Raw genomic sequence first — 19,902 nt, forward strand, 5'->3', positions numbered from 1 at the left:
CGGCTCAGGTTTTGAGCGCGACAGGTGCCGTTTCAATTGGCTCGAGAATCTCCGCACGTGCCGCGCGCCGTCCCGGTGATCTGATTAAAGGATCGACCTTGGGCACAAGGTTTGCTGCCTGGGGATTACCCTGCGGCCTTGTGGCCAACGTAGATAAAGCAGGTCTCTCTCAACCAGGCGGAGGTCATAACATGCTAGGAACCATTCTTCTAATCGTGCTGATTCTGCTGCTGATCGGCGCATTTCCAGCGTGGCCACACAGCCGATCGTGGGGCTATGGTCCGACCGGTGGACTCGGCATCGTACTGATCGTGGTGATCGTTCTGCTGGTTGCCGGTGTGATATAGACCACGCGTAGTGGACTGGAACATGAGGCGGGCCGCCGTCTATCCGCGCGATGTCGCGTGCCGGTAGTTGGCGGCTTCGCTTTTTCGTCGTTGCCGAAGCACTTGATGGAAAAGTCACTGGCCAATCAGATCGCGCTTATTACCGGCGCGAGTTCGGAATCGGCTATGGCATCGATATGGCTAAAGCCGATACGCGGACCATCGGCGTTGCCGTCGATCGATTGCTCGAATAGATCGACATCTTCGAGCCAGGCACGCTGCCTGCTGAAACTTCTGCGTATTCGAACTCCAATACGAAAGGAGATGACATCATGCCTTACCTACTTGGCTGGCTGCTCGGCGTTCCAGTGATCGTACTGATCATCCTGTACCTCATTTTCCATTGATATCGCGCGGTACAGACGATAAGGATGACGTTGTTCCCGCGGCGGCGGTATGCGGATCGTTTCATGGTCAGCGTACCGCCGCCATCAGCGTGCCCATCCCTACCAGCAAGCTCCCCATCAGACGGTTCACGATGCGCAGCCGCGTCGGCCGCTGTAGAACCGTACGCAGACGGTGCGGGAAGATTGCCGCCGATGCCACGCCCAACGCGAATATCAGCGCAAAAGTACTGCCCAGCAAAAGGTACTGATGATTGGCCGACCAAGGCGCTTCATTCGACGAGGTACTGATGGGACAGAACCGGTGAAGCCGCAAACGTGCCGTATCTCCATTGTCTGAAGCCTCGAAAACGAAGGGTATATCCGCGGCTATGTCGCATTGCTCGATCAGCAAAAACAAGATCGCAGGCATTCGCCATAGCCGCTCGATGTTCGCGCTGCGCTGCATGAAGAGCATTCCGTCAATCGCAATCTGATTGACGAGACTGCGCGCGCTTCAATGCGCGGCCCGCGAGGCGGCAATGATCGCGTCGGCCACGGCCTGCGGCTGGCTCAGCATCGCGACATGGCTCGTGGCGACGCGCGTGATCTTCGCGTCGATGTGTTTCGCCATCTCCAGTTGCAAGGACGGATCGATCATGCGGTCGCGGCCCGACACCACGAAGTACGACGGCTTGCCATGCCACGCGGCGTTCGTCACCTTGTCGTCGATACAGCCAGCGGCCCAAGGCTGCTGGGTCGCCGCGATCAGGCGCTTTTGCGGCAGCGGCAGATCCTGCGCGAAGTCGTCCAGCACCGCCTGGGTCGATAGCGTCAGATAACCCGCCGAGTCCTTGCGCAATTCGCTCGCCCAGACTGGCGCGGGTTGGTCCTTCGTGATGTCCGCAATGGACTGACTGTTGTCCGGCGCAAATGCCGCGACGTACACGAGGCTTTTCACCTTGTCGTCGTTGCCGGCCTCGCTGACCACCACGCCGCCCCATGAATGGCCGACCAGAACCACAGGCCCGTTCTGCTGCGCGATCACGCGCCGGGTTGCCGCCACGTCGTCGGCGAGCGAGCTCAGCGGATTCTGCACGGCCACCACGTGCAGGCCGCGCGCTTCGAGCAATGGGATCACTTTGTCCCAGCTGGACCCGTCAGCGAAAGCGCCGTGTACGAGAACGACGTTCTTGCCCTTCAGGTCATCGGACGGCGCGGCCTGCGCGGACTCCGTGGCCTGCAACGCGAACAGTCCGCCCAGCAACAGAACGGAACCCAGAATTTTTTTCAGCACCGTGGTCATCGTTTTTGTCTCGACAGGTGAGTTAAACAAGGAGTCCGCGCGTCGACGTGAGCCGATGCACGCGGACGGCCTGCTCATTTGCATCGATCACGAATGCGCGTAGATGGAACCGAGGCTGACGATGTCGGAGCCGTCGTACACGCGATCCGCCGCCGCATGCTTCATCGGCACGTGCGAGCCCGAAGCGGAACTGCCGTTCGCGACGCCACCGTAGGCGGGCGCGTCATGGCCCGCGCTGATGCGCGCCTCGGCCGCTTCGATGTTCTGCGGGTATTGCGTGTTGTCGCTGGCCGGGTTGTAGCCGGCCTTTTCCAGCTGGAGCAGTTCCGCGCGGACTTCGGCACGTGTGAGTGCCTGTTGCGGTTGCGGTTGCGGTTGCGGTTGCGCTTGCGCGAACGAAACGACGGGAACGGCGACGAGTGCGGCGACGATCAGCGATTGAACGAGTTTCATGAGTCTTCTCCGGGTATCGAACCATCAGGGATAAGGATTGAGCGGGACGCGAAGCCATCGACGCGGATACACTGTGACGTCCCGCCTGTTTCACACGCAACGTTGTGAATCAACCTTGCGTGAAGACATTAGAACGCTCCAACGTATCTGCAATGTTTTCGTCACCCCCCATTTCTGCAAGCGTGTTTGTCTGCGTATGCCGTTGATACATTGCGATACCAAAACCCACTTCCGAACCTGCCGAGCAGGGCCGGCGTCGCATGCGTCGTGCGGGTTGCAGGTGGGTTGCAAATGGCCCGCTCATGAAAAAACCCCAGCAGCCGTACGTTCGACTGCTGGGGCCCGTTCAGAAGAAGCCGGCGCGCGCCGGCTCCATCAAAGGCGGGTAACGTCGAGAATCGCATCCGCAAAGGCTTTCGGCGCTTCCTGCGGCAGGTTATGGCCGATGCCGCCGCTGATATTGCGGTGCTGATACTTGCCGGTAAACTTCTTCGCGTATGCTGCGGGCTCGGGATGCGCGGCGCCGTTCGCATCGCCTTCGAGTGTGATGGTCGGCACCGCGATCGTCGGTCCAGAGGCGAGGCGCTTTTCGAGTTCGTCGTATTGCGGCTCGCCCTGCGCGAGTCCCAAACGCCAGCGATAGTTGTGAATCACCACGGCAACATGGTCCGGGTTATTGAACGATTCGGCGGAGCGCTCGAACGTGGCGTCGTCGAAATTCCATTTCGGCGAGGCGGTATGCCAGATCAGCTTGTTGAAGTCATGACGGTTCGCTTCATAGCCCGCGCGGCCGCGCTCCGTGGCGAAATAGAACTGATACCACCACGCCAGCTCGGCCTTCGGCGGCAACGGCGCGCGGTTCGCGTCCTGGCTGCCGATCAGATAGCCGCTCACCGACACCATCGCCTTCACGCGTTGCGGCCACAGCGCGGCGACGATGTTCACCGTGCGCGCACCCCAGTCGAAGCCGCCGAGCACGGCCTTGTCGATTTTCAGCGCGTCCATCAGGTTGATGATGTCGACCGCGACCACCGCCTGTTGACCGTTGCGCGGCGTATCCGCCGACAGAAAACGCGTGCCGCCGTAGCCGCGCAGGTAAGGCACGATCACGCGATAACCGGCCGCCGTCAGCAACGGCGTCACTTCGGCGAAGCTGTAGATGTCGTAAGGCCAGCCATGCAGCAGAATGACCACCGGTCCGTTCTGCGGGCCCGCTTCCGCGTAGCTGACGTTCAGCGTGCCCGCATTGATCGAGCGAATCTTCTCGAACGACGCCACGCGCGCGCCCGCTTTCGCATTGCCGGCCGCGTCGGCCGATTGCGCATGCGCGAGCCCGCCCAGTCCCAATTCGAGCAGGCTGATACCGGCAACCGCCGTTCCGATAAAGCGGCGGCGGCGACTATTGATCTGATCCGACATGGTTGTTCTCCTTCAAGCAAAGGCTTTGATACGGAATTGATCGGGTCCGCTCGCGCGCGATATCGCACAGCCGCATGCGGGCACCGTGCAGGCAGAGCAGACTTCAATGGCAATCTGAAACGAATCGAACGAGACGGGTAGAACGAATCTGAAACCGGAGATGCCTTGACGACTGAACCACTGGCTTACCGCTGTCGCACCGCTTGAGATGGATAGTGACAGCGCAAGCCTTCATCAGCAAGAGCAACTAAGTTCACAAATCGTTGCCTTGTGGGCAACACATTAACCGCAATCGACAAATCACATGCGCGAGATCAACCAGCAACGCCTTCGCTACTTCAACGAGGTGCTCACGCACGGCACCATCCGCGGCGCCGCCGAAAGCATCAATACGTCACCCTCCGTGATCACGCGGCAGATCAAGCTGCTCGAGGACGAACTCGGCGCGGTGCTGTTCGAGCGGCAGTCGCGCGGAGTCAGGCCGACCGAAGCGGCCACGCATCTGCTCGAATTCTGGCGCGGCTACCGTTCGCAGCAGGAGAAGCTCGAAGATCAATTGCATGCGTTGAAAGGCCTGCAGCGAGGGCAGATCCGGCTCGCGGTCAGCGAAGGCTTCGTCGATACGCTGGTCGACGATGTGCTCGCGCCGTTCTGCGTCCAATATCCAGAACTCGAAATCGGCCTCGATATGCTCGCGGTCGACGCAATCCAGGAAGAAGTCGCCGAAAGTCGTGCGCATATCGGGCTTGCGTACAATCCGCCGCCTCATGCGCGCCTCGAGCATCGCGCGAGTTCGCCGCAGCCGGTCGTATTGTTGCTAAGAAGCGACCATCCGCTCGCGAAGCGCAAGCGACCCGCGACGCTCGACGACCTGCGCGCGTGGCCGCTCGCGTTGATGCCACCGACCTTTGGGATCGGTCATATCGTCAAGATGACGGAACTCGCCGAAAACGTGTCGATTCCCGCGACGCTGACCACCAACTCACTGAGCGCATTGAAGCGCTTCGTCACGGTCGACAACTTCATGACGCTGATCGGCGAATTCGCTGCCTACCGCGAAATCGCGAGCGGCGAATTGACGACGATACCGATCGCGCATCCGCTGTTTTCCGGCGCGCAGGCGCGTGTGCTCGTCAAGACCGGCCGGCCGCTCGCACCGGGACCTCTCGAATTGCTGCGCTGGATCGAGGAGCGTATGCCGATGTTCTCCACGTCCAGCGCAAATAGCGTCGCGGCCGCGACGGGAATCGCGGTGCGTAAGCGCAGGGCGCGCTGAGCCAGCGTTCGGCTACCGCCGCCTCGCCCCCCGCGCGCATCGGTTCCTCAACCGATTTGTGTCGCAATGTATCCGCGCCATACGCAGACACACTACATTGCAAGCGCGCCTGACCCCGACATAAACCAGATACGTGCGGGCGTTCCAATACGGCCATCCCAGCCAACGGAACGCCCATCATGCACAGTACGCTCGAAACTCCGCTCGCCCTGCTCGCCGGGCTGCTGACGATTGCCTCCCCCTGCGTGCTGCCGGTGATGCCGATCCTGCTCGGCACTTCCGTCGAACGACCGAGCCGCACGCGGCCACTGTTCATCGTCGCCGGCTTCATTCTGACTTTCGCGTCTTTCGCGCTGCTATTGGGCGCGGTGTCGAGCACCGTGCACGTCGCGCAACAGGTACTGCGCAATACCGGCATTGCGTTGCTCGCACTGTCCGGGCTTCTGCGTATCTGGCCGCGACCTTACGACTGGCTCGTCGCGCAACTGCAAGGGCTGCTCGAGCGCATCGGCGCGGCCATTGCGCCAGCTACGCAACCCGGCAGCGGCAACGCGGGCGGCTTCGTGCTCGGCATGTCGCTCGGCGCGGTATGGACGCCCTGCGCCGGCCCCGTGCTCGCGTCGATTCTGGTGCTCGTCGTGAAGGCTCAGGATCTCGGTTGGTCGGCTCTGCTGCTCACGCTGTATGCGATCGGCGCGGCGATTCCGATGCTCGCGATCATCTACGGCGGCCATTACGTGACGCGTCATGTCCGTGTGGTCTCACGTCACGCGGAGCGCCTGCAACAGGTATTCGGCGTACTGGTGATGCTGACCGCCCTCGCCATCTATTTGCAGTACGACGTGCTGCTGTACGCGCGGCTCGCCGGTCTTTTCCCCTCACTCAAAGGACTTTGACATGACTACCCGCCTGAAAACCTTCGCATTGTCCACCGCGTTTGCCGCCTGCGCGTTGATCGCGACGAGTACGGTCGCCATCGCCGCGCCGCAGGAAAGCGGCTCGCCCGCACCCGAGCTCACAGGCATCACGCAATGGCTCAATAGCGAGCCGCTCAAATTGCAGCAATTGCGCGGCAAAGTGGTACTCGTCGACTTCTGGACCTATAGCTGCATCAATTGCGCCAACACGCTGCCTTACGTAAAAAGCTGGAACCAGAAGTACAAGGATCAGGGGCTCACGGTGATCGGCGTGCATACGCCGGAATATCCGTTCGAACGCGACACCGGCAACGTGAAGACCGCGCTGAAACGGCTCGGTATCAGCTATCCGGTTGCGCAGGACAACCAGTACGCCACCTGGAATGCCTATAACAATCAGTACTGGCCCGCGTTCTATCTGATCGACAAGCAAGGTCATATCGTCTACACGCACTTTGGAGAAGGCGCCTATGCGCAGACCGAAGCCAGGATTCAGGCGCTGCTCGCGCAGAAGAATTGACGAAGCGCTTGCTGACTCGTAGAACGGGAAAGCCCGCTGCACCCACGCGATCGGGTGCAGCGGGCCTTCGTTTTCGGCGGACGACTAAAAGAGGTAATTGGCGAAAAGGCCGTACGTAATCTGACTCGTCTTTTCGGTGATGGGGCTGTCGGTCGCGTCGCCGCGCAGCCACGCGAACGACACGCTCGCGCCAACGTTCCAACGCGTTGCGATCCGGTAAACCCCGTTGACTGAGAAGCGCAACTGGTTCAAACCGGAGCTGGCCGAGTAGGTCGGCAATCCCGAGCGCGCGCTCTGCTCGGAATTCACGCCAAAATAGGTTTCGTTGTACTTGTCGCTTCCCCACGTCAGGCCCGGGCCTGCGCTGAGCGTCAGTTGCGCAATGGGTTGATAGCGTCCCAACAGATCGAAAGTCGCGACGGTGCCGCGATCGTTGCCGGCAATATCGGTCAAAACGCTCGCGCGCGCCGTGACGAACTCCCACGTATAAACACCGAACAGCTCCGCGTGCGCGGTGCGTTTGACGTCGCCGAGTCCGTGCAGCCGCGAGTCGTCGGACTCGCTGCGCGGTTCGATGAAATCGTAGGTCAACGCCGCGCCGACGCGCCAGTTACTATCACGATACAGATATGCGCCCAGCGATAGCACCGAGCCCGCGTCTGGGTTCGCACCGATAAAGAAGCGGTCGTAATTCACGCTCACCGACGGCACCGCTTCCCATTTCGTGCCACTCGCGCCCGGAAATTTCGGCATGTTCACGACCCCTGCGCCAACCGCAAAGCGCCACGAGCTCGCGCTCGCGCCAGGCGCCTGCGTCACTTCCGGCGCGCCGATGGAGAACAGGCTTTCCGACAAACCGAGCGTATCGTCGGCCATCGCGGTGACGGCAAACAGCGACAAGCCGGCCCCCGCCAGCACCTTGAGCATACGCGGCTTTGACACATCGATCATTTCTGTTTCTCCGTGAAAAATTAAAAAAGACTGAATGCGACTTTTCCGATCCCGGCATTCATGGAGTGGCGGCGAAATTGTGAAATAGTTGAGTTTCTAATTGCAGCGGCGTTAAAAGAATGACCGATCACCTCGCTCGATAATCGCGATGATAGAAAATACGTTTGTAATAGCCGATGCATCCGCTTTATTGGGACGTTTGTTTGGCGCATCTCCCCCCCAAGCAGGGTAGGGAATCGTGCCTTATTTCGGGGGATTCACTTACAGAATACGTGGCGTGAGCATAGCCCGATCTTTTCGCCGGTCGCAAGCATATTTTTCTAATTACATGCGGCAACCGCGTAATCGAGTAATAGATGCAATTTCAATGCTTGTATCAAGCGACGCGGAATTTGCCATCCTCGTTCGGAGGCGATAATCTGTGCGGGCTTGACTTTCGCGTCGCCAGGTGTGAAATGTAGTCAGATGGCGGCTATCGATGCACGGTGATCTACGTTACAGGTGAGCTATGCCTTCAGGAAAGTACATCGGCGATAAAGCAGTCAGTGCGTCGTTTTCATGTCTTTGTGACAAGTCTCAAGCGCAGTATGCCAACCGCCGTATCAGTGCCGATCTGTCGCGGCGCGGCTTCGTCACCGGTCTCGCCGCTTCGATGCTGAGCCTGGTTCTGCCCGGTCTTGGCAATGCTCAAACCACCCAACCGCCAGCACCGCCGGACAAGCCGGTGCTGTTCACGAACTTCCGCTTGTTCGATGGCAAATCGTCGACGTTGCGTGACGGTCTCTATATGGTTGTCGAGGGTGACAGCATCAGCCAGTTGGGTCGGGGTCAACCGGCTTCGATCGACGGCAAAACGCTCGTCGATTGCGGTGGCAAGGTGATGATGCCCGGCATGATCGACATGCACTGGCACGCGCTGCTCGCGGCAGTGCCGATTCAGGTCATCCTTCAATCCGACATTGCTTTCGTTCATCTTGCGGCAAGCGCTGAAGCCGAACGTACGCTACTGCGCGGCTTCACAACGATACGCGACGCGGGCGGCCCGTCATTCGCGCTGAAGCAGGCAATCGATAGCGGCATGATTTCCGGGCCGCGAATCTATCCGTCCGGCGCGATGATCACGACCACCGGGGGTCACGGCGATTTTCGTGCGCTGAGCGATCTGCCGCGCGCCGGCAACCAGGTCACCCAACTGGAACGGGACGGCGGCTTCGCGATCGCCGACAGCGAAGACGAAGTCCGCTTGCGGGTGCGCGAGCAGTTCATTCAGGGCGCGACGCAGATCAAGCTGGTCGGAGCCGGTGGGGTATCGACGCCGCGCAGCCCGCTCGACATGCTCACGTTTACCGAAAAGCAGTTGCGCGCGGCCGTCGAAACAGCGGCCGACTGGGGCACCTATATCCTCTCGCATGCGTACACGTCCGAAGCGGTTCAGCGCTCCGTTGCGGCAGGCGTGCAGTGCATCGAGCACGGTCATCTGATGGACGACAGGACTGCGGCGTTGATGGCGAAGAACGGCACGTGGTTGAGCACGCAGCCGTTCGTCAACGAAGACGACGCGGGTCCGCTCGCCCCACCGATCCGCGAAAAATTTCTTCAGGTGATCGCGGGCACCGACAGGGTTTTCAAACTCGCGCGCAAGCATGGCATCAAGGTCGCGTTCGGCACGGACCTGATCTTTTCGCAGGCCGTGGCCGCACGGCAAGGCACGATGCTCACGCATATGAAGGCGTGGTATAGCGCAACCGAAGCATTGGGCATCGCAACGGGCACCAATGGCCAGCTACTCGCGCTGTCCGGGCACCGCAATCCGTACCCGCGCAAGCTCGGTGTACTCGAGGAAGGTGCGTACGCCGATCTGCTGCTCGTCGACGGCAATCCGCTCGAGAATCTCGACCTGATCGCGAACCCGGAGCAGAACCTGCGCATCGTGATGAAGGATGGAAAGTTCTACAAGAACACGCTGAAAGCGTAATCAACAATTCAGGCGGGCGCGCAACCTGGCGCGCCCGCATTCGCTACACCGTCACACTATTTAGCCGTGCCCCTGCAGACGGATGTCGCGCGACGATGCGCCGACGTACACCGAGCTGCCCGGCACATAGAGCCAACGGTTGCTCGTCGTATCCCACACGCTCTGCATGCGCTGCGTCACGACAACGTGCACACGACGCGATTCGCCCGGGTTCAGACCCACCTTGTCCCAGCCGACGAGACGCCGCGGCGGTTCACCCTGATACGGCACGCCGAGGTACACCTGCGGCACTTCCGCACCGGCGACGCGGCCATCGTTACGCACGTCGAACGACACGTCGATCAGGCCGCCCGGCAGATGCTGAACCGACAGACCCGAGTAGGCGAAGTGCGTGTACGACAGGCCATAGCCAAACTCGAACATCGGCGTAATGTTCTGCGAGTCGTACCAGCGATAGCCCATATCGAGCTTCTCGGCGTACACCGGGTTCGCCGCAAACGCGCCATTCGTGCCCCACGTCGGCGTATCCTGGTCGCGCACCGGGAACGTGACGGGCAGCTTGCCGGAAGGATTGACCTTGCCGAACAGCACATTCGCAATCGCATTGCCGCCGCCTTCGCCCGGATACCATGCTTCGATGATCGCCGACACGCTATCCTTCCACGGCATCAGCACCGGGTTGCCGCTTTCGACGACGACGATCGTGTGCGGATTGGCCGCCGCAACCGCTTCGACGAGTGCATCCTGGTTGGTCGGATTCGCGAGGCCCAGGCTCGGCAGATCGCCGATATCCTCACCGGCCGGCTGCGCGACCACGACGATCGCGACGTCGGAGTTGGCCGCCAGCGTGGCCGCCTGGGTGATCTGCTGCTGCGTGTAGGCGGCAAACGGCGACTGCTGATCGCTGTTGCCGGCGAAGGTCACGGTGGCCTGCGGCGCGAGCGCCTTGATCGCCGACACGATCGGCGTATTCAGCTTCAGCCACGGGTTGGTCCACCAGCTGCAGCCCGTCTCCGTGCCGAACGTCAAGCCGCCGCAACCGGCGAACGCGCCCGTCACCGGATCGCGCGTGTTGCCTGAACCGCCGCCCGTCAGCACCGCCGCGTCGGCATGGCCGCCGATCACCGCGATACGCGACAGCGAACCAGCGGCGAGCGGCAACTGATTGCTGGCGTTCTTCAGCAGTACCATCGACTGCTCTTCGACCGACTGCGTGAAGGCTCTCGCGGCCGAGAAGTCGATGGTCGCGCCACCCTTCGGCGGATCGTCCATCACGCCCGTGCGGATCATCACATACAGCTTGCGCTCGACCATGTCGTCGAGGCGCGCGGTCGACACCGAGCCGTTCGCGATCGCCTGTTTGACCAGCGTGGGCGTCAGATAGACGGTCGAACCGACGTCTTCCTCCTCGTCGAGACCCGCATTGATCGCCGGTGCCGTGCTATGCGTCGCGCCCCAGTCCGACTGCACCTGACCTTCGAAGTGCCAGTCGTTCTTCAGCACGTCGTTGAGAATGTGCGGGTTCTCGCAGGCCTGGATGCCGTTGACCTCGTTGTAGCTGCACATCACGCTGCCGGGCTGCGCGCGGCGCGCGGCGATTTCGAACGGCAGCAGATAGAGCTCGCGCATCGTGCGCTCGTCGATCTGGCTATTGCCGCCGCCGCGGTTATGTTCCTGCTCGTTGCCCATGTAGTGCTTGATCGTCGCGATGACCTTCTGGCTTTGCGTGCCGTCGGTGCGCTCGGCGAGCATCTCGCCGGCAAGCACCGGATCTTCGCCGAGATACTCGAAGAGCCGGCCACCGCGTGGCTCACGCGCGAGGTTGGTGCCACCGCCGAGCCCCATGCCGAAGCCCTGCTGACGCAACTGGATCGCGATCTGCTTGCCGAAGTTCCACGACAGCGCGCGGTCCCAGCTCGCCGCTACCGCGAGCGTCGCCGGGAAGGTCGTCGATGGCTGGTTGGTGCTGCCCGAACCCGTGGCCGAGTCGACCATGTTCAGGTCGGGAATGCCGAGACGCGGCACGCCCTGAATGTAGCCCGCGCCGCCGCCCGGCACGGCGGACATCGCGTACTCCGAGTGAATGAACTGCAGCTTTTCGTCGATCGTCATCTTGTTGACGAGCGTTTCCGCGCGCCGATGCGCCGCTGCCGACGCGAACGCGTTCAGCACCGTCGACATGGGCGCGAAGTCGAGACCAGGAGTGGGAATTTCCGCGTGCGCAGCGGCGCTCACGGCCGCCGCTATCGCGACGGCCGGCCATAGTTTCTTCTGCATAGGTGTCTCTCCGAAATTGTGCTTTTCTGGGGCAACGGAGCGCGTCGGGGGGTGGGAAGCGGACGCGAAAACAGGCATGCAGCGATGACTGCAAACGTTTGCCTGTGGGAAGAAGAATCGGCGCAACTGGATGGGCTGTAGCGACTCTTCGTGGTGAGTAATGTAGGAATGTAGTCTCACTACAGCATCGGTATTTATACCAATACGTGTAATTTTATGCGTAATGGGGCGTAAGGCTTTTCCGACACAGGCTAATTGAAAGTTAGCGAATCAAAACGAATAAAGAGTCGGCAATTTTGTGGGGGTTTTTATTCAAATTGGTGAGTGGGCATTTGCGCATTGACAACAAAAAAGCCGTCGTCTAGTTTACTGGAAACTGCATCCCTTAAACTGGATTACATGGACATCAACGCCCAGATCGCGCGCCGGATCAAAGAACTGCGCGACGCTCAAAATTGGTCGCTCGATGCACTGGCCGAGCGCAGCAAAGTCAGCCGCTCGAATATCTCGCTGATCGAGCGCGCTCAGAGCAGCCCTACCGCGACCGTGCTCGACAAACTCGCGACCGCGTTGAACGTGCCGCTCGCGTCGCTATTCGAGCAGGATGGCGCGCCGGCTGCCGAGCCATCGCCGGTCAGTCGCGCGACCGAGCAGGCGGTGTGGACCGATCCGAGCTCGGGGTATGTGCGACGTCATCTGTCGCCGACCGCGCGCTCGGCGATCCAGTTGGTCGAGGTCAACTTTCCCGCCGGTCAGCGCGTCAGTTACGAAACCGGCGCGCGCGACGCGGACATTCATCAACAGGTGTGGATGCTCGACGGGTCGATGGAAATCACGGTCGGCGACACCAGCTGGCGGCTCAAGACCGGCGACTGCCTGGCAATGCGGCTCGACAGCCCGATCGTGTTCCGTAACCCCACTCGCAAACGCGCGCGCTATCTCGTCGCGCTGACCACATCGCCAGTCAACGAACGGAGAAACGGATGAGCGATAACGTGACCATACGGCGCGTCGGCGCGAACGAAGCTTCGGCCTGCGTCGAAGCGCTCGCCGACGTGCTGATCGACTGCGTGGAAGGCGGAGCATCGGTCAGCTTCATGCTGCCGATCTCGCGTAACACGGCGCTCGCGTTCTGGCGCAACGTCGTGGAAAGCGTCGCGCGTGGCGAGCGCGTATTGCTGATCGCCGAAGATCACAGCGGCGATATCGTGGGCACCGTGCAGCTGATTACCGCGCAACCCGAAAATCAGCCACATCGCGCCGACGTCGCGAAGATGCTCGTGCACAGAAAAGCACGCCGGCGCGGCGTCGCGCACGCCCTGATGAGCGAACTCGATCGCATCGCGCGGGAAGAGAAGAAATCGGTTCTCGTGCTCGACACCGTGACCGGCGGCGATGCCGAACGGCTTTATCAGCGCGCCGGATGGCAACGCGTCGGCAGCGTGCCGAATTACGCGCTGATGCCCGACGGGGCGTTTTGCGACACGACCTTCTATTGCAAGCAACTTTGACCCGCACCAGCGCTCATTCGCTTACTGCGACTGACGCGACCTCGCGTCCCAATCGCTGCACGCGAATCAGCGGCACAAGAGACACGGCGAGGCATGCGAGCACCATTGCCGCGCTCACCGCGAGCAACGCGTGGTCGATGGCCTGCACGAGCGCGACGCGCGCCGCGGCGATCAGCGCGTCGCCGTCGAACCCCGCCGCGTGGGCATCGCGAATAAAGGTCGCGACGTCGCGAGACGTCAGCAGTACTTGCGGGCTGTGCGCGGCGGGCGCAACCCACGGCGCGTCCGTATCGATACCGTGCCCTTGCAAAACATCGGCCACCCGTTGGCGATACAGCACGTGCACGATTGTGCCGACCACGGCCGTTCCAATCATGCCGCCCACCATCCGCGCCGACTGGATCATAGCGGTCGCAATGCCAAGCTGACGCTTGCCCGCCACCTGCTGCGCAAACACGGTCAGATTCGGCATCACGAGACCGATCCCGACGCCGCCCGCAGTCAATGCGGCCATCAACGCATGACCGGTCTCCATGCGTTCGGCCGCGACGCCCCAACACGCCACGCCCAGCAACGCGAAGCCGACGTACAGCAGCACGTTGGGCTTACGCAGACGCGTGACGACGCGCGTATTCGCGATCGTGCCGACGGTGATGCATAGCACGAGCGGCGTCACCATCACGCCGGCGCGATCCGCGTTGAGACCCATGCCGCCTTGCAGCAGCAACGGCACATAGAACAGCAGCGCGAACATCGCCAAGCCCATCAGCATCGACAACGCGAGCAACGCGATGATGGCCCGCTCGCGCAGCAACGCCGGCGGCAGAATCGGATCGGCCGCGCGCAGTTCCTCGCGCACGAGCAGCGCGCCCGCGCTCAATGCCACCACGCCGAACGCGATCGTCGAAACCTTCAGCGTCTGCTGCGCGAGCGATTCGACGAGCAGTTGCAACGCACCGAGTCCGGCTGCGATCAACAATGCGCCGCGCCAGTCCGGGCTCAGCTTGCCGCGCAGTTGATGGCGAATGTTCGGTAGATGTCGGGCAGTCAGATAAAGACTGAGCACGCCGACCGGAAGGTTGACGAGAAACGCGGAGCGCCAGCCGTAGTGCTCGCTCAGAAAGCCGCCCAGCGAAGGCCCTACCGCATTCGCGACGCCGAACGCGCTCGAAAACAGCACCTGCCAGCGCAGACGCACGACGGGATCGGGAAACAGATCGGGAATCGACGCGAAGCAGGTGCCCACCAGCATGCCGCCACCGATCCCTTGCAACGCGCGAAACAGCACCAGCGCCTGCATGCTGTGCGCGGCACCGCACAGCACCGACGCGGCCGTGAACACGACGATCGCGATCACGATCAACGGCTTGCGTCCGAACCAGTCACCGAGCCGCCCGAAGATCGGCACCGTGATGACCGAGGCGAGCAGATACGCAGTCGCGACCCACGCATAGAGATTAAAGCCCTTCAGCTCGGCGACGATGGTAGGCAACGCGGTGCCGACCACGGTCTGATCGATCGCGACCATCATCACGACGCTCGACAAGCCAAGCATCGCAAAGAGCGACTGACGGAACGAGCGGGCCGTGTTGGGCGGCGATGTCCCGTGCGGTATGGCGCCGGGTGGCGTGCCGTTGCTCATCGGCGTTCAGGCGCGCTGTGCGGCCGCTTCGCGAGCGACATGCTTGCGCCACGCGAGCCCGGCGAGCGCAACGTCCTGCAAGCCGATGCCGACCGCCTTGTAGACGACGATGTCCTCGGACCGCACGCGTGCGCTGGCGCGCCCTTCCAGCACGTCGCCGAGTTCGACTACGTTGCGCCAGTCGAACGTGCCGGGCGCGGCCTGCACCAGGTCGCCGGCCTCTTCCCTTGCCTGTTCATGCAGTTCAACCACGATGCGCGACGCGCGCGCGAGCGTCGTGTCGTCGAGCTCGCGCGTGTAGGGCAGGCTCGACCCGATGGCCGCGACCATCGCACCGGGCGCAAGCGTCGTGCCATCGAACAGCGCACCGGTCGCGCGCGTCGCGGTGACGATCACGTCGGCATCACGCACCGCCTCGGCGGCTTCGCCTGCGGTGGCCTTCACGCCGCGCGCACGGTGACGCGCGTTGAGTTCGTCGACGACCTGCTCCACGTTATCGAGGCCGACGATTCTGAACGACTGCAAACCGGTATGCGCGGCGAGCGCCTGCGCATGCGCGCGCCCCTGCACGCCCGTGCCGAAGATCGCGACGGCGCGCGCATCTTCGCGCGCGAGCGCTCGCACCGCGAGCACCGTGGTCGCGGCCGTGCGGATTCGCGTGAGCGCGTTCGCGTCGAGCGTGGCGAGCGGGCGGCCGTCGTCGGTTGAAAACAGCACGATCGAGAACGAGAAGCGGCCGTTGATCGTCGTGTACACCTTCGCGCCGGTCACGCCAGCTTCGGGCAACACGGCGCCGAGCGTCGATAGCTTCACGCCGCCCGCTTCGGTGCGCACGCGCCGCTGCACCGCCGCGCGTCCCCGCGACAGTGCGCGAAACGCCTGCTCGAGCGTCGGGATCGCTTCGTCGAAACCCACGAGCGCATCGATCTGCGCGTCGTTCAGATGAATCATGGAGAATGCTTCCTTGTGCGAATCTGATGACTGGATGGCGCGCGTGCCGCGCGCTACACGAGCGCCGCTGCGGCGTGCTGGAACGTAAAGCTGTCCGAGTACAGATGATCCACGCTCGCGCCCTTCGCGATGAAAGCGGCCTTCGCCTCGGCGATCATCGCGGGCGAGCCGCACAGATAGACCGCGTGCTCCGACAGGTCCGCATGGTCCTCGCACACCGCATGCTGCACATAGCCGCGCCGCCCGCTCCATGCTGTGTCCGCGCGCGACAACACCGGCACATAGCGGAACTCGTAGAGACGCTCCGCCCAGCGGCCGATTTCGTCATGCAGATACAGGCCGTCGGCCGTTCTCGCGCCCCAGTACAGCGTGACGGGCGGGCAATCGGGATCGTCCATCAGCGATTCGAGCATCGCTTTCACCGGCGCCAGGCCGGTGCCGGTCGCGACCATCAGCAACGGACGATAGTCCTCTTCGTGCAGTCGGAATCCGCCGAGCGGCAGCTCCACGTCGAGGCGGTCGCCCGGTTTGAGCTGCGCCACCACACGATCGGTGAACCGGCCGCCCGCGATCTTCCGCACATGAAAGTCGACGAGGCCGCCCGCGCGCGCGGCGGATGCCATCGAGAAGCTGCGATGACTACCGTCTTCGAGCATCACGTTCATGTACTGACCGGGCCGGTAGATCATTTCGGCATCCTCTGGAAGCGCGAGCGTGAGGTGCGTGACGTCGTGCGCCAGCAAGCGTACCGCCTCGACGCGCACCGTATGACGCGCCGGCTCCGATGTCGGCGCACCGGTGTGGCCCGCGCCGATCACAATGTCGCTGCGCGGCCGCGCCTGACACGCGAGCGCAAATCCCGCCTGCGCCTCCTCCTCGGTGAGTCCGAGCGGAAACTCCTCGTAGTCGAGCGTGCCCTCGTGCACTTTCACGCGGCACGTGCCGCAACCGCCGAACTGACAATCGTGCGCAAGCGGCACGTCCGCGCGTAGCGCGGCGGCGAGCAGCGATTCGTCGCGCTCAGCGCTGAAGCACGCTCCTGTTTCGAGCACCTGAATCCGGTATGACATGACGCCACCTCATGACGATGCGATGCGAACGACAGGACCGCCGGCATGCACAGGCGGCCCGTGGCGTCATTTCTTGATGTCGGCTTCCACGAGCACGCTATGCCCCTGCGCCGCGAGCAGATCGTGCAGCCCCTGCAAAGCGGCGAGGCCGCACTGCGTGTCCTGCTCGCCGTTGCCGCCGCTCAGGCCCACACCACCCACCACCTGGCCATCGACGACAACAGGAAAACCGCCGACGAATGCCGCAAACTTACCCTCGAAGCTCCATTGAATGCCGAACGCTTCGTTGCCCGGCAACGCGGGACCGTTGGGCCGCTGGGTGAACAGATGCGTCGAGCGCTTGTGGCCGGCTGCCGTGAACGCCTTGTTCCACGCAATCTGCGGCCCAGTGATGCGCGCGCCGTCCATCCGTTCGAGCGCGAGCGGATAGCCGCCCTCGTCGACGATGCAGACCGATTCGAGCACGTCGATCTGCTGCGCCCGGCCGATGGCCGCGCGGATCATTTCGCGCGCTTCGGCCAGTTCCAGGCGAAATATCTGTTTCATTGCAACCCCCTCATTGCTGATTGATTCATTGATTCGGAAAGCTGATCTCGCCGCTCTCAGATGCCGCGATAGACCGTCTTGATCTGCGTATAGAACTCGAGACCGCCACGCCCCGATTCGCGAAACGTCGACGTGCTCGAACGCTTGAGCCCCCCGAACGGCGCGTTGATCGCGTTGCCCGTCGTCGTTCGGTTGATCTTCACGGTGCCCGCCTCGATGTCGTCCGCGAAGCGATGCATGTGGCGTGGATTCGACGTGACGATCGCGGCGCAGAGCCCATACTCGGTGTCGTTCGCCTTCGCGATCGCGTCCTCGTAGCTGGTCACGGTGACGATCGCGATCACCGGCCCAAAGATTTCTTCGCGGCAGATACGCATGTCCTGCGTCACGTCGGTGAAGATCGCAGGCGTGACGTAATAGCCGTGCTCGTAATCGGGACCGCTCAGGCGCTCGCCGCCGTACAGATGCGTGGCCTGTGCCTTGCCGGAGGCCACGTAGTCGAGCACGGTGTCGAGCTGCGTCCGGGTCGCGAGCGGGCCGATGTCCATGCCGGGCGTGAGGCCGCTGCCGATCTTGAGCGTCTTCACTTTAGCGAGCAGTTTCTCGCTGAACGCATCGCGCACGCTCTGCATGACCAGCACGCGGCTCGTGCCGGTGCAGGCCTGGCCCGTCAGCGAGAAGCCCCCCTTGATCGTCAGGTCGACGGCGCGGTCGAGATCCGCGTCGTCCATCACGATCAGCGGGTTCTTGCCGCCGAGTTCCATCTGCGTGCGCGTGGTCAGCGGTAGGGAGCGATGAATCTGTTCGCCAGCGGCGGTCGAACCGGTGAACGACACGGCCCTGACGACCGGCGACGCGGTAATGACGGAGCCGATTTCCGACGCGCGTCCCGTGATGAAATTCAGTACACCCGATGGAATGCCCGCCTGCGCGAATGCTTCGGCGAGCCGGTAGCCGATCAGCGGCGCATCCGACGACGGTTTGAAGATCACCGTATTACCGGCGATCAGCGCCGGCGCGATCTTGCGCGCCGGGATCGAGATCGGAAAATTCCACGGTGTAATCACGGCGACGACGCCGAGGGGTTCGCGCTGCGTGTGGACGGTCATGTCGGGATCGTCGCTCGGGAACGTCTCGCCGGCATACGACTGACCTTCCACCGCATAGAAACGCAGCACCTGCGCCGAGCGCAGAATTTCGTCCCTGCTCTGCGCGAGCGGCTTGCCTTCTTCGCGCGTGAGTTCGTTCGCGAATCCGTCCGCGTGCTGTTCGAGCCACGCCGCCGCGCGATTGAGAACGGCCGCGCGCTGCGCGACCGGCGTGCGCCGCCACGCGGCGAACGCGCCAGCCGCCGCGGCCAGCGCGGCGCGCGCGTCCTCGACCGAAGACGCCTGGAAGCGGCCGACGATGTCGCGCGTATCGGCGGGATTCACGTTGTCGAACGTGCCGCCGCTCACGCTCGCGGTCCACTCGCCCGCGATGAGATTCTTGAACTCTGGTGTTGCCGGATTGCTCATGACGGATACCTGTGCTGTTGCCGCAATGGCCGGCGCCATGCCGGCCGGCTGGCTCGCGGCGATGCCAACGGAAGACGGCGCCGCGTTGCGCGCGCCGCCGCGGGTTCAACTCGCGAGTTCGAGTTCGGGCAGCGCCAGGTCCTGCTCGACGTAGTCGTAATAGAGCGCGGTCGTATAAAGCAGACGCATCTGCGCGCCGATCTCGCAGATCTTCAGGCAGCGTTGCTGCAACTCGGGCGTGTCGGCATGTTCGAGCACGATCTGATAGCCGCGCTCGCCATGAATCTCGTCCGACACGATGTGCAGATCGAAGAACTCCACTTCCTCGTCGGTGAACTGGTATTTGTCGCGCAGCGTCGGCGTCTGCTTGCGATAGATCGACGGCACCTGCGATTCCAGACCCACGACGAGCGCCGCGACCGCGACAATCGGGTCCTCGCGCATCGCCACCGAATAACACCATGCCTGCAGGCCTCGCGTGGTCGGCGACATGTTGTCGGGATCTATCACGCGCTCGCGCGTCGTGCCGCACGCTTCGGCGAAACGGATCAGCAGATCGGTATGACGGTCTCCGCCGATTTCCTCTTCGTACATGTTGGCGAGCAGAAAGTCCTTAGCCTCGGTGAAGCGGTCCGGCGTGCGCGCATAGATGTAGGCCAGATAGTCGGCGAACGGGCCCACGTAGTGATAGTGGTTCTCGGCCCAGCGCGCGAGATGCGCGCGGCTCAGCTTGCCGCTCGCCCACGCGATGCTGAACGGCGCCTTGTTCGCACTCTTGCCTTTGATGGCTTCCTCGAGCGCGGCGCGGAAGTCATCACGGTTCATCAATTCAGCCATTTCAAGCTCCTGACAGGTAGGTAAA

Annotated in this window: 19 protein-coding genes and 1 pseudogene; 8 read left to right on the top strand and 12 right to left on the bottom strand. The window is 62.7% G+C overall.

Annotated features, from left to right (window positions below; all coding sequences use genetic code 11):
• Window positions 1-191: 191 nt before the first annotated feature.
• Window positions 192-347 (top strand): DUF3309 family protein, encoded by a 156-nt coding sequence (locus OKW39_RS33935; protein ID WP_018423731.1) that lies wholly within the window; start codon window positions 192-194, stop codon window positions 345-347.
• Window positions 348-800: 453 nt separating this feature from the next.
• Here the strand turns inward: OKW39_RS33935 and OKW39_RS33940 are convergent, their stop codons facing one another.
• The gene (locus tag OKW39_RS33940; RefSeq protein WP_410452386.1) at window positions 801-971 is read right to left on the bottom strand and encodes a hypothetical protein; all 171 of its coding nucleotides are present in this window, start codon (window positions 969-971) and stop codon (window positions 801-803) included.
• A gap of 157 nt (window positions 972-1,128) precedes the next feature.
• On the opposite strand from OKW39_RS33940, the pseudogene OKW39_RS33945 reads away from it, so the two are divergent.
• Window positions 1,129-1,206: pseudogene (locus OKW39_RS33945) on the top strand (AsnC family transcriptional regulator); the annotation flags it as partial.
• 20 nt (window positions 1,207-1,226) lie between these two features.
• Here OKW39_RS33945 and OKW39_RS33950 read toward each other — a convergent pair.
• The 3 genes from OKW39_RS33950 to OKW39_RS33960 form a co-directional block, all read right to left on the bottom strand.
• Window positions 1,227-2,015: an alpha/beta fold hydrolase gene (locus OKW39_RS33950; RefSeq protein ID WP_429564625.1), complete on the bottom strand. Its 789-nt coding sequence runs from the start codon at window positions 2,013-2,015 to the stop codon at window positions 1,227-1,229.
• Window positions 2,016-2,102: 87 nt separating this feature from the next.
• Complete coding sequence (locus OKW39_RS33955) at window positions 2,103-2,468, bottom strand: DUF4148 domain-containing protein (protein ID WP_429564626.1); 366 nt, start codon at window positions 2,466-2,468, stop codon at window positions 2,103-2,105.
• Between the two features lie 375 nt (window positions 2,469-2,843).
• On the bottom strand, window positions 2,844-3,887 hold the full coding sequence (locus tag OKW39_RS33960) for an alpha/beta fold hydrolase (protein ID WP_429564627.1): 1,044 nt from the start codon (window positions 3,885-3,887) through the stop codon (window positions 2,844-2,846).
• Between the two features lie 304 nt (window positions 3,888-4,191).
• Here OKW39_RS33960 and OKW39_RS33965 point away from each other — a divergent pair, with 304 nt between their 5' ends.
• The 3 genes from OKW39_RS33965 (at window position 4,192) to OKW39_RS33975 (ending at window position 6,600) form a co-directional block, all read left to right on the top strand.
• Window positions 4,192-5,163 (top strand): LysR family transcriptional regulator, encoded by a 972-nt coding sequence (locus OKW39_RS33965; RefSeq protein ID WP_429564628.1) that lies wholly within the window; start codon window positions 4,192-4,194, stop codon window positions 5,161-5,163.
• Between the two features lie 179 nt (window positions 5,164-5,342).
• Window positions 5,343-6,059 (top strand): cytochrome c biogenesis CcdA family protein, encoded by a 717-nt coding sequence (locus OKW39_RS33970; RefSeq protein WP_429564629.1) that lies wholly within the window; start codon window positions 5,343-5,345, stop codon window positions 6,057-6,059.
• A 1-nt stretch (window position 6,060) separates the two neighbouring features.
• Window positions 6,061-6,600, top strand: a complete 540-nt coding sequence (locus OKW39_RS33975; protein ID WP_429493013.1) for a thioredoxin family protein — start codon at window positions 6,061-6,063, stop codon at window positions 6,598-6,600.
• Window positions 6,601-6,684: 84 nt separating this feature from the next.
• Here OKW39_RS33975 and OKW39_RS33980 read toward each other — a convergent pair whose 3' ends face one another.
• Complete coding sequence (locus OKW39_RS33980) at window positions 6,685-7,551, bottom strand: MipA/OmpV family protein (RefSeq protein WP_429564630.1); 867 nt, start codon at window positions 7,549-7,551, stop codon at window positions 6,685-6,687.
• Window positions 7,552-8,059: 508 nt separating this feature from the next.
• On the opposite strand from OKW39_RS33980, the gene OKW39_RS33985 reads away from it, so the two are divergent.
• Window positions 8,060-9,526, top strand: coding sequence for an amidohydrolase family protein (locus tag OKW39_RS33985; RefSeq protein WP_429333338.1), 1,467 nt, complete (start codon window positions 8,060-8,062; stop codon window positions 9,524-9,526).
• A gap of 60 nt (window positions 9,527-9,586) precedes the next feature.
• Here OKW39_RS33985 and OKW39_RS33990 read toward each other — a convergent pair whose 3' ends face one another.
• Window positions 9,587-11,803 carry a beta-glucosidase gene (locus OKW39_RS33990; RefSeq protein WP_429333337.1) on the bottom strand — a complete coding sequence of 739 codons (2,217 nt, stop codon included), beginning with the start codon at window positions 11,801-11,803 and terminating at the stop codon, window positions 9,587-9,589.
• Window positions 11,804-12,202: 399 nt separating this feature from the next.
• Here OKW39_RS33990 and OKW39_RS33995 point away from each other — a divergent pair, with 399 nt between their 5' ends.
• Window positions 12,203-12,790: a helix-turn-helix domain-containing protein gene (locus tag OKW39_RS33995; protein WP_090807603.1), complete on the top strand. Its 588-nt coding sequence runs from the start codon at window positions 12,203-12,205 to the stop codon at window positions 12,788-12,790.
• Window positions 12,787-13,314: an N-acetyltransferase family protein gene (locus tag OKW39_RS34000; RefSeq protein WP_429404171.1), complete on the top strand. Its 528-nt coding sequence runs from the start codon at window positions 12,787-12,789 to the stop codon at window positions 13,312-13,314. The genes OKW39_RS33995 and OKW39_RS34000 overlap by 4 nt, the downstream gene beginning before the upstream one ends.
• Before the next feature lie 13 nt (window positions 13,315-13,327).
• Here OKW39_RS34000 and OKW39_RS34005 read toward each other — a convergent pair whose 3' ends face one another.
• The 6 genes from OKW39_RS34005 to OKW39_RS34030 all read right to left on the bottom strand — a co-directional run bounded on the left by OKW39_RS34005 (window position 13,328) and on the right by OKW39_RS34030 (window position 19,877).
• A complete protein-coding gene (locus OKW39_RS34005; RefSeq protein ID WP_429564631.1) occupies window positions 13,328-14,956 on the bottom strand; it encodes an MFS transporter in 1,629 nt (542 codons plus the stop codon).
• A 6-nt stretch (window positions 14,957-14,962) separates the two neighbouring features.
• A complete protein-coding gene (locus OKW39_RS34010; protein ID WP_429564632.1) occupies window positions 14,963-15,907 on the bottom strand; it encodes an ornithine cyclodeaminase family protein in 945 nt (314 codons plus the stop codon).
• A 53-nt stretch (window positions 15,908-15,960) separates the two neighbouring features.
• Complete coding sequence (locus OKW39_RS34015; RefSeq protein ID WP_429564633.1) at window positions 15,961-16,977, bottom strand: 2Fe-2S iron-sulfur cluster-binding protein; 1,017 nt, start codon at window positions 16,975-16,977, stop codon at window positions 15,961-15,963.
• 66 nt (window positions 16,978-17,043) lie between these two features.
• Window positions 17,044-17,523 (bottom strand): GlcG/HbpS family heme-binding protein, encoded by a 480-nt coding sequence (locus tag OKW39_RS34020; RefSeq protein WP_184061585.1) that lies wholly within the window; start codon window positions 17,521-17,523, stop codon window positions 17,044-17,046.
• Window positions 17,524-17,579: 56 nt separating this feature from the next.
• Complete coding sequence (locus OKW39_RS34025) at window positions 17,580-19,040, bottom strand: aldehyde dehydrogenase family protein (protein ID WP_429564634.1); 1,461 nt, start codon at window positions 19,038-19,040, stop codon at window positions 17,580-17,582.
• A gap of 105 nt (window positions 19,041-19,145) precedes the next feature.
• Entirely contained in the window at window positions 19,146-19,877 is a 732-nt protein-coding gene (locus tag OKW39_RS34030) for a TenA family transcriptional regulator (protein WP_429444330.1), read from the bottom strand.
• Between the last annotated feature and the right edge of the window lie 25 nt (window positions 19,878-19,902).

This window comes from Paraburkholderia sp. MM6662-R1, assembly GCF_050436245.1.
Taxonomy (GTDB): Bacteria; Pseudomonadota; Gammaproteobacteria; order Burkholderiales; family Burkholderiaceae; genus Paraburkholderia; species Paraburkholderia tuberum.